Source organism: Oleiphilus sp. HI0061, from assembly GCF_001635675.1.
In genome coordinates this window covers 1-9,424 of record NZ_LWFE01001853.1, presented here as the reverse complement: position 1 = coordinate 9,424, position 9,424 = coordinate 1, and the positions used below count along the sequence as shown (strand labels likewise).

Annotated in this window: 12 protein-coding genes and 1 tRNA gene; 3 read left to right on the top strand and 10 right to left on the bottom strand. The window is 44.0% G+C overall.

The features are described from left to right. The first annotated feature begins 63 nt into the window (after window positions 1-63). The 3 genes from A3735_RS28230 to A3735_RS28220 are packed head-to-tail and all read left to right on the top strand — an operon-like array spanning window position 64 to window position 2,415. The gene (locus A3735_RS28230; RefSeq protein ID WP_068507636.1) at window positions 64-987 is read left to right on the top strand and encodes an ABC transporter ATP-binding protein; all 924 of its coding nucleotides are present in this window, start codon (window positions 64-66) and stop codon (window positions 985-987) included. 2 nt (window positions 988-989) lie between these two features. Then, window positions 990-1,814 (top strand): ABC transporter permease, encoded by an 825-nt coding sequence (locus tag A3735_RS28225; protein WP_068507638.1) that lies wholly within the window; start codon window positions 990-992, stop codon window positions 1,812-1,814. 4 nt (window positions 1,815-1,818) lie between these two features. After that, window positions 1,819-2,415 carry a nitrous oxide reductase accessory protein NosL gene (locus A3735_RS28220; RefSeq protein ID WP_068507640.1) on the top strand — a complete coding sequence of 199 codons (597 nt, stop codon included), beginning with the start codon at window positions 1,819-1,821 and terminating at the stop codon, window positions 2,413-2,415. A 123-nt stretch (window positions 2,416-2,538) separates the two neighbouring features. Here A3735_RS28220 and A3735_RS28215 read toward each other — a convergent pair whose 3' ends face one another. The 10 genes from A3735_RS28215 to A3735_RS28170 form a co-directional block, all read right to left on the bottom strand. Beyond that, window positions 2,539-3,993: a triacylglycerol lipase gene (locus tag A3735_RS28215; protein ID WP_068507642.1), complete on the bottom strand. Its 1,455-nt coding sequence runs from the start codon at window positions 3,991-3,993 to the stop codon at window positions 2,539-2,541. Between the two features lie 152 nt (window positions 3,994-4,145). Beyond that, complete coding sequence (locus tag A3735_RS28210; protein WP_068507643.1) at window positions 4,146-4,478, bottom strand: YnfA family protein; 333 nt, start codon at window positions 4,476-4,478, stop codon at window positions 4,146-4,148. 31 nt (window positions 4,479-4,509) lie between these two features. After that, window positions 4,510-5,391 carry an SPFH domain-containing protein gene (locus A3735_RS28205; protein ID WP_068507645.1) on the bottom strand — a complete coding sequence of 294 codons (882 nt, stop codon included), beginning with the start codon at window positions 5,389-5,391 and terminating at the stop codon, window positions 4,510-4,512. A gap of 24 nt (window positions 5,392-5,415) precedes the next feature. Further along, complete coding sequence (locus A3735_RS28200) at window positions 5,416-5,856, bottom strand: NfeD family protein (protein WP_068506810.1); 441 nt, start codon at window positions 5,854-5,856, stop codon at window positions 5,416-5,418. Between the two features lie 78 nt (window positions 5,857-5,934). Further along, a complete protein-coding gene (locus A3735_RS28195) occupies window positions 5,935-6,216 on the bottom strand; it encodes a hypothetical protein (RefSeq protein ID WP_068507647.1) in 282 nt (93 codons plus the stop codon). A gap of 597 nt (window positions 6,217-6,813) precedes the next feature. Beyond that, window positions 6,814-8,124 (bottom strand): bifunctional 2-polyprenyl-6-hydroxyphenol methylase/3-demethylubiquinol 3-O-methyltransferase UbiG, encoded by a 1,311-nt coding sequence (locus tag A3735_RS28190; protein ID WP_068507648.1) that lies wholly within the window; start codon window positions 8,122-8,124, stop codon window positions 6,814-6,816. Between the two features lie 216 nt (window positions 8,125-8,340). Continuing rightward, window positions 8,341-8,417, bottom strand: a tRNA-Pro gene (locus A3735_RS28185). A 183-nt stretch (window positions 8,418-8,600) separates the two neighbouring features. After that, the gene (locus tag A3735_RS28180) at window positions 8,601-8,957 is read right to left on the bottom strand and encodes a MerR family transcriptional regulator (RefSeq protein WP_068507650.1); all 357 of its coding nucleotides are present in this window, start codon (window positions 8,955-8,957) and stop codon (window positions 8,601-8,603) included. Next, window positions 8,935-9,240, bottom strand: coding sequence for an integration host factor subunit alpha (ihfA, locus tag A3735_RS28175; protein WP_068507652.1), 306 nt, complete (start codon window positions 9,238-9,240; stop codon window positions 8,935-8,937). Before ihfA ends, A3735_RS28180 begins: the two co-directional genes overlap by 23 nt. Before the next feature lie 3 nt (window positions 9,241-9,243). Next, the coding region (locus A3735_RS28170; RefSeq protein ID WP_156499993.1) for a hypothetical protein at window positions 9,244-9,424 on the bottom strand (181 nt) is incomplete at its 5' end.

Below are 9,424 nucleotides of genomic sequence, written 5' to 3'. Positions count from 1 at the left end.
AGCTTAACAACAAGGTCAGAAGAAGGGGACGTCATGGGCGNCCGCTCGTAAGGTAGCCAGCCCATGACGTCCCCTTCTTCTGACCTTGTTGTTAAGCTTGACTCAGTCTCCAAACATTATGGCGAGCTAAAAGCACTCGAGGCAATCAATCTGGACTTGCCTCCAGGCGAAGTGCTTGGCTTGTTTGGTCATAACGGCGCTGGCAAAAGTACGCTGATGAAAATCATCCTGGGCGTGCTTGAGCCTTGTCAAGGCGAAGTACTAACCCTTGGCCAGTCACCTCGAGACAAAAAAGCTCACCACATTCGCCAGAAGTTTGGTTATCTACCCGAAAATGTTAGCTTTTATGATCACCTAAGCGGGCGCGATATACTCACTTACTTCGCCAAACTTAAAGGCTTTAAAAAGAACGAGGCTGAACGGTTACTTGAGAGTGTTGGCCTTCAAGCTGCAGCAAATCGAGCAGTCAAAACCTACTTTAAAGGTATGAGGCAGCGCCTTGGTTTGGCGCAAGCACTGCTAGGCAAACCTAAACTATTATTACTGGATGAGCCCACCGTTGGCTTAGACCCTATCGCAACCGATTATTTTTATCGTACGGTAGACGAACTACGAAGCGATGGTTGCGCAGTGATTCTTTGTTCTCATGTTCTCCCTGGTGTTGAAGCGCATATCGACAGAGCTATGATACTAGGTGGCGGGAAGCAATTAGCCTTGGGTAATCTTGAAACGCTTCGCCAGCAAAGCGAGCTGCCTATCGAGATCAAAGCGCATGGCTTAGCAGCGAATGAAATTCCCAGCGAACTCATGCAGTATCAAAATGCGGTCGCCTGTGCGGCTGGCCAGCAATCTCTGCTTGTGCCGACGAAAGATAAAATGTCCGCCCTTAGAACACTCTCGGGAAATACAAGCATCAGCGACCTGGAGATCAAGCAACCTTCCTTGCAGGAAATATACAGCCACTTTATTCGCAAGGGAGAGCAATAAATATGGATAAAATACTAACTGTCGCCTCAAAAGAATTTAAAGATGGCTTCCGCAATCGCTGGACTTTGGCGATCACGGTAATCTTCGCCATTCTATCTTTAGGGCTTACGTATTTTGGCGCGGCTGCCTCAGGTAGTATCGGCTTTGCCTCGCTCAACTCAACCTTAATTAGTCTGGCAAGTCTGGCCGTTATCCTGATTCCCTTGATCGCATTGATGATCGCCTACAACGCCTTCGTAGGAGAATATGAACAAGGCACCATGCTACTCCTGCTCACCTACCCCCTCAGTCGACGCGATATGTTGATTGGCAAATTTCTGGGCCAAGGAAGTATCATCGCGATCTCCTCCCTGCTTGGTTTTAGTACTGCTGCAGCAGCCATTATCTTCAGCAGCGAGGTGGAAACCCTAGAAGTTCTCAATGCATTTTTCTGGTTTATTCTATCGGCGACACTACTTGGCTGGGTTTTTATTGCCATCGCCTATGTTATTAGTCTTAGCGTAGAAGAGAAATCGCGTGCCGCGGGCCTGGCTTTGGTCACCTGGTTTTTCTTTGTACTGGTATTCGACTTGGCTTTACTCGCTATTTTAGTCGCCAGTAAAGGCGATATTCAAAGTGACTTGCTCAGTCAAGTTTTACTCTTGAACCCAACGTATATCTTCCGCCTGGTTAATTATCAGGTGGTTAATGCCGCAGAATATGGTGGCGTGCTACAACTGGCTGAAGGCACAGAGATGAGCATGGCAGGACTGCTATCTTCCCTGGTTTTATGGATCGCAGCACCACTTGCATTCGCCGCCTACTTATTGAAGAAACGAGAGGTATAAGGTGATGAATCATAAGCCCCCCCACCAAAACGCTAAACAGTCGCCTTTAGTTCCGGTGCTGGTTTTGCTGATTCAAGGCGTATTAATTTTCGGGATTGTTTCGTGTAGTGAAAACGATCCTAAAGCTAAGCCAGAAATCAGCGCCGTACATATTGAAGACCAGGACGAATGCCACCTGTGTGGAATGCTTATCAACCAGTTTGCCGGCCCTAAAGGTGAGATGTTTGAGAAGAATAAATCGTCGGTACGTAAGTTTTGCTCAGTGAATGACTTGTTCGCCTATATGCTTCAACCTGAAAATATCCATAACACAGCTAAAGCATTTGTCCATGATATGACGAGCAGTCCTTGGGGTAATACTCGCGAAGCCGAGCTAATCGATGCCAAACAAGCCTGGTATGTAATTGGTCATAAGCTCCCCGGAGCAATGGGACCGGCCCTGGCTTCATTTAAAAACAAGAACAGTGCAGAAGCGTTTGCCAAATCACAGGGGGGCAAAGTTCTGGCATTTTCTGATATTTCGCTCGAAGTGCTAAATCAAGCTATGCATGCTCACTCAATGCATCAGACCGACAAGCTCAAACATGGGCATATGCAATAGGCCACTTTCATGAAGAGCGTGGTGCTAAACACTCAAGTGATGACATTTTATATAAGCAAGTCAATCGGACATCAAATTCGCTGCTAAAGCAGTCTGACTCTACCGAGGTAAGTTGATTAGGGCTCACTTATCCTCAGATTCGTTTTCCTTACTGTGCTTGCCACCTAAAACTTTCGCCCCTTTGTGTGCAAGCTTCCCTCCAGCCTTGAGCGAGAAGTATATGGTATTGAGTATATCTTTATGGCTATCTTCTATCGGCAAGGTTACATCTTTAATCAAAGGGACTTTCCTAAGTACGCTGTATGGTTCATCTGCTATCGCGCCGTGAACCTTCTCAACGGCGTCTACCGTATGATCATAGGCAAGCGCTAACAAATCCAAGCTACCTGATATGATTTCTTGATTCGACAAGCCTTGCGCGACTCTCTGCACCATTTGCTGCTTCTTAGTCGCTTCCCTCACCTCGTAGAACTTCAAGTCAATATGATCTGGATGCTCACGGAACCACTGGTTTATTTGCTGGTAAACCTTTTCTGAGTGAGCCAGAGGTACATGTGGAATACCATTGAAATGGGCCTGCTTACTGTCTTCTGGTGCAGATATGGGGTTAGCACTTGTATGTCTCACCAGGCTATCGCCAAAATACTTGTTGAGTAGACTATTCTTGTTCGCCGATAGCGAGCCGCTAATGAAGTGATGCTGAGCATGCGCGGTAAAACTTCCACAGCGCACACTCTGCTCGTAGGGGTCATCACTATCCGCGCCACGTTTTTCTTTATTCAGATGGAGTAAGCCGTCCTTCAGATCTTGTATACCCTGGCTTCGAACGTCTATCCAGTCTGCCCAGTGACTAATGTAATCACGCGGGATATAGCGAACAATAGAACTGGTTAGGTGACCAAACTTCTCCAAGGGCGAGCCTTCATGAGGCGTGCCAATGTAATAACAGTTTGACAACAAACTTAGCCAATCTGCTTCGGCATCTTGCGCGAGTTTCTGGGCACTTCGTATTAACAAGCCTCCCATACTAAAGCCCATTAGCACGATCTCTTCTACAGGTATGGGGTATGCCTCAATGAGCTCTGAAAGTAGCCGAGTTAATTTTTGCCCATTATCTTTAATCGATAAGCCTGTGTTGTAACGCAAGTAAAAAGGCGTAAAGCCAAACTCTTCTTGTAAGCGTCGACCATAGTTATCTTTTTCACTTAGCGCTTCGTCATCATCACTTGAACGACCATTACTCGAGCTCTCCCCTTCACTTTCCCCACCGAGTGAGTCTGGTTTTAAGTCCCATATTGTTTCTAGATTGGTCAGCCCGTGGATGAGGACGATAATTTTGTTAGATAAGGCTTTTTCTGCTTTGACGCTCCCGGAACCTTGAAGCACCTGTTGAGCAAGCGTGTCATCTAGCAATAGAGGTATGTTTTGCTGGTAAAAAGCCATATCGATGGCTAATGGGTTGTGCTCTTTTTCCAGATAATCACCAACGATGCCATTTAACACAGAGCGACTTAGGTTCGCCCAGTTTTTTAGGTCTACCGAAGCCATTAATTTGTTATCACTCGTTAGCTTATCCATGCGTATTCACTCGTTTAGGTGGGAAAAACCATTCTTCGGGAATGGAAAAATAAAAACTCGCGCCAAGACCGATACCCCTTCTGGCTTATCGGACGATGCAAGACTGGCCAGTTCATGGTGGATGACACTTAAAGCATCAGCTACCTATCAGGCTATAGCTCACGAGGGCTGAACATGATAATTGCCATGCCCAATAGCGCAACGCCTACGCCGGTAATATCCCAGCACGTGGGTTTAATACCTTCGACAACCCATAGCCAACATATTGCTACCAGGATATAAACACCGCCATAAGCAGCATAAACGCGGCCCGCAGCAGCAGGGTGCAAAGACAACAACCACGCAAACAAGCCTAGACTTAGAGCAGCAGGAATAAGCAACAAAGGGCTTTTATCCTGCTTTAAGTACAAATAAGGAAGGTAGCAACCAACAATTTCTGCAAGCGCAGTAACGATGAATAGCGCGATGGTTTTTAGCTCAAACATAAATTAGGCTTTATCTTGCTACCCTAGTGTATTACTTCCCTATCATACCCGCGATAGCTTTTGGTAAATCGGCAGGTAAGATTACCGACTTGCTGTTCTCAGATGTCGCCAGGCTTTCTATCGCTGAAACATACTTCTCACCAAGAAGGTAGGTCACTGCCATGTCTTTATCGGTCAAAGGGGCAGAGACCATTGAGATTGACTGCTGCCTCGCTTCTGCCAATAGCAATTCAGCTTTAGCATCTTGTTCTGCTGCTTCTTTTCGGCCCTGTGCTTCCAGTATTTGCGCTTGCTTCTGGCCCGTGGCTTCTAATATCTGGGCTTCTTTAGAACCTTCAGCTCTGGTCACCGTTGCACGCCTTGCCCGCTCTGCAGAGGCTTGCTCTTCCATTGCTTCTTGCATCGTCTTAGAAGGGTTAATGTCCTGAATTTCAACTGAACGAAGCGCTATACCCCATTCCGCAATTTCATTCGCAATCGTGCTAGTGAGGCTGGTTTTTATTTGCTCTCGAGAGCTCAATGCCGCATCCAGATTCATTTCACCGATAATTGAACGAAGCGTTGTTTGGACTTTGGTTTGTATCCCTATCGTGTAGTTATCAACACCGTACACTGCTTTCTGCGGGTCAGTAATGGAGATATAACCTACGGCACTGGCAATAATAATAGCATTGTCTTTTGTAATAACCTCTTGGCTAGGAATATCCAATACGATTTGCTTAGTTGTAAGCTTATAGGCCACCTGGTCAAAATAAGGAACGATAATATTCAATCCAGGCTTCAGTGTTTTTTGGTACTTTCCAAAGCGCTGTACAACCCACTGATAGCCCTGAGGTACGAGCCTTACACCTTGTGCAACCGTCACCAGTAATAAAATAAATATCGCTATTGCTATGTATAATCCTGCTTCCATAATCCCTTGCTCCTAAAAGATAATTTATTGTTTTTTCATCACTAGTCGATGTTCAGTGACACCGGTTACTTTAACCGCATCTCCTACATCTAGTTGATCATCAGACTCAAAGTCCCACTCATCATAGCCCTTAATGGGAGTAGAAAAGCGAACGCGCCCCGGCCTTTCCCCGGAAGGAGGCGTCAGCGTCACGCCTAGTTCACCCTGAATTTCATCAAGCGCTGGTAAAACTACCTTATCCCGCGAGGGTTTGAGTATTTTGAACCACATGCTGGTGAGTAAGGCAGATAAAATAGCCCAGGCGCTTATCTGAAAGGTAGTACTTAGATCCGGCTCGACAAGAAGTAACATGCCAACCAATACCCCGCCAATACCAAACCAAAGCGCGGTGAATGAAGGGATAACGAGCTCTAAAAGAACAAGAAAAATCCCAAAAACAATCCAATGCCAATACAATAAATCCATCAATAATTCCTATTTCTCATTCGACTGCGACAACTACTACGAGGCAAAGCTCTCGTTTAATTTTTTTTCAGCAAGCGCTTACTTATTATGTAACTTGAATAAGGGGTTGGTATTGGCTATAACGGCTGCCACATCACCTTTATCTGAATTATCAATTTTCGCCGCAGACAGTTCTGCTCTGCTTTCACAAACCGTGAAACCTTCAGCAAGTATGCAATCTCGCTCTTCAGCAACGTCTTCACTCGAAATTGAGTTGCTACCCTTAATTAGCCTCTTTGATATAGGCGTGTACTTTCCTTGTGCCAACTTTCGATGGTATTGAGGTTCAAACGAGAGTTGTTTTTGAGCTTTATTCTTCATCAGTATTCCGGTCTTAATATTTAGTTCTTCTATTTTAGCTTAGAAAGAGATCCAATCCGTAGCCACCACCACGCTATAGACATCTACCCCATAGTCTATCACTCCAAGGCTCAACACTACACAGTGCTTTGAAGCGGGATATCGGTAAATACAGTGATAAGAAATGTAAATCGACTGAGAAGTTTGGAGAGAGCCCGGAATTACCTGGTACGGATCAGAGTCAATCAAAGCCTACGCCCAGACACAGTGACCATCGGTGGGACATTAGAATGAGAGAAATAGCTCTGTTTTGAGCTACCTCTTTTAACTCGAAACAATCATTGCTCAACACCCAGTGTTTTGCGTTTAGAGTGGGATTAGCTGTTACTTTGGAATCCCTGCAGCCCATCATCAAGGGACTAATTTTATGCACGGAACAGAAGTCTGCTATCGTTTAGCCACTCACTTGCTAAAAAGCCAACGACTCTGGCCAGCTATATTTAGCGCTCGGTTTAGTCATACGCTAGTTCCTTTTAAATCTTAGTGCTAGCCTAGACCTTGCAGTTAGTTGTGCTCGATTGGACGCTTACATTTAAAGAAACCGAACACATTTTCTGATCACACTCCCATCATATTGTTTATATTAGCTGCACTACTTGCGCTCTTTTCTCTCAAATACATCATATCTAGTTTTATTAGGACCTCAACAAAGGAACATAGTTCTGCAAAGACGGTTTCAAACGTTGCATGGCTTTTCGTTGTCTTGATGGTTTGCTCGACAACCTCTTTTAAGCTTCGTTTTCCATCTATATGTTCAAACAATGCTTTGCTGTGTGGGTTTCTTTTTAAGGTAAACATTTGGTTCAGTTGTATTTGATTTCCTGGTGCAGAAAACGCCTTAAGCAAATTTTGCTTACGTTCATTTTGGCCGTAAATGGTGCTGATGGCAGGAACCAGATCTGTATTCTTTATGCTAGGAGTAGAAGTTTCCTTAAACGAAACAAAACAGCATTGTTTCATGATTTGACCAAACAACAACTCGCAGATAGATTGCTGTTTTCTAAGCGGAAGTTGTTTGATTGTGTTCAACAGCTCTGGGTCACGAATATAGGTTTCGGGATAAAAAATCATGTCACCAAGAGGGTGGTCAGGATTATATAGTTTATTTAACTTCAATCCTGCATTTTCAACATAGTCGTACATTTCGTTTACGGTATAGGCCCGGTCTTGAGAGTGTATTAGTAGATCGTATATGCCAATATCTGTACTTAAATCTTTCTTACAAGAAACTTTATTTGAGGAAAACCAATTGCCTTGTGGTAGCCCGTTTAGAGTTTTTTTTGTGTTATCAATACAGTCTTGAATGTTGGGCGTGTCGGTATTTATCTGACGCATTAATTCCTGCATCTGATAGATTCCTGTTCGTCCAATTGTTGCGTAAACCATAAGATACATCGCACCATCAGGATGAAGTACCTTAGTAAGCGCTTTTAAACCTTCATCTGGGTTTTTCAAGTGATGCAAAACGCCAGTACAGGAAATAAAATCAAACTCACCGTATTCTTGTTTGTTCAGATTTAACAAGGAATCATGAATCCAGGTAATATTTTTTAATTTCCTGACTTTAGCTCGTTCCTTGGCGATGTCCATTGATGCTTGAGACATATCCAAATAGACCACTTCTACTTCAGTTTCCCTAAGTTGTTCGGCTAAATAAATAACACCATCACCGGTCCCGCCACCGGCAACTAGGACTCGAAACGACTGAGTAAAATCACGCTTACCCTCAAAAGCGTAATAATTAAGACAATCTAAGGAGCAGGGTTTGGAGACATAAAGATCTGTTTTCTCATTAGCAGGATCTCTTGCAGGGTAGGGATAATTCTCGTATTGCTGCCTGACTTCTTCAAGATATGTCCCTTCTTTCATAATGCCCTCATTTTTTTGAATAACGATCAATATTATTAAAACAAAAAATTATCAAACATAATCTTAGGGGAATGCAGACCTATATGTCTGTTAACTAAGTAGAATTTTCAGATTATGCATTAAACAAGGGAGTCTAGACTCTATGATGTACATTTTCACCCTATAATGGTAAAAGCTGCGACAGATGCTAAAAAACAGGAATTAAAAAAGAAAAATTGGTCGGGATGGCGGGATTCGAACCCACGACCACATGTCCCCCAGACATGTGCGCTACCAGGCTGCGCTACATCCCGAACGGTGTGAAACAAGAATTTGTTCACCAGGTTGATACTAGGTATCAGCTTACATGGGGGTAATCGACGGGTTTTAGGCCTGTCGACTTAAGTCGCGGGTATAATACCTTATGACGCTTTAGAAATAAATAAAAAACGCCGATAGTATCGGCGTTTTTTAAGATTACCTTATTACTTGAAAGCTTAGCTGTTTAGTACGTCTAAAACTTCTTCAAGCTCAGTGATCATTTGCTTGATCAATTCAGAGTTTTGCCCTGCAGGGCCCTCATCACCTTCATTGTGCAGTTTTTGCTTGGCACCACCGATGGTATAGCCTTGATCGTACAATAAACTACGAATTTGACGAATAGTCATGACGTCCTGGCGCTGATAATAACGACGATTTCCACGACGCTTTACCGGTGACAGTTCATCAAACTCTTGCTCCCAATAACGTAGAACATGAGCTTTGACTCCACATAAGTCGCTTACTTCTCCAATAGTGAAATAGCGCTTACCCGGAATCGGGGGTAATTCATTATTGTGACTGGGTTCCAGCATATTCTTCTACTTTTGCCTTTAATTTTTGTCCGGGTCTGAAAGTAACAACGCGTCTGGCAGAAATAGGAATTTCTTCACCAGTTTTAGGGTTACGTCCAGGCCTTTGTTTCTTATCGCGTAGGTCAAAATTACCGAAGCCAGATAGCTTCACCTGTTCATTGTGACCTAGGGCTCCAACAATTTCATCAAAGAACGCTTCCACCATTTCTTTGGCTTCGCGCTTATTTAGTCCAACTTCGTCGTATAGGCTTTCGGCCATATCAGCTTTTGTTAAAGCCGCCATGCGCTAGCTCCTTAATTTAGCTCCAAACTTAGCACTGAGTGCTGACACAATACGCTCAAAGGACTCGTTGATTTCTTCATCATTAAGAGTGCGATCACTTCGCTGCCATACCAGACCGAGGCCTAGACTCTTTCCGTTTTCAGCAAGATTATCACCTGAATAAACATCAAACACATTGAGATTA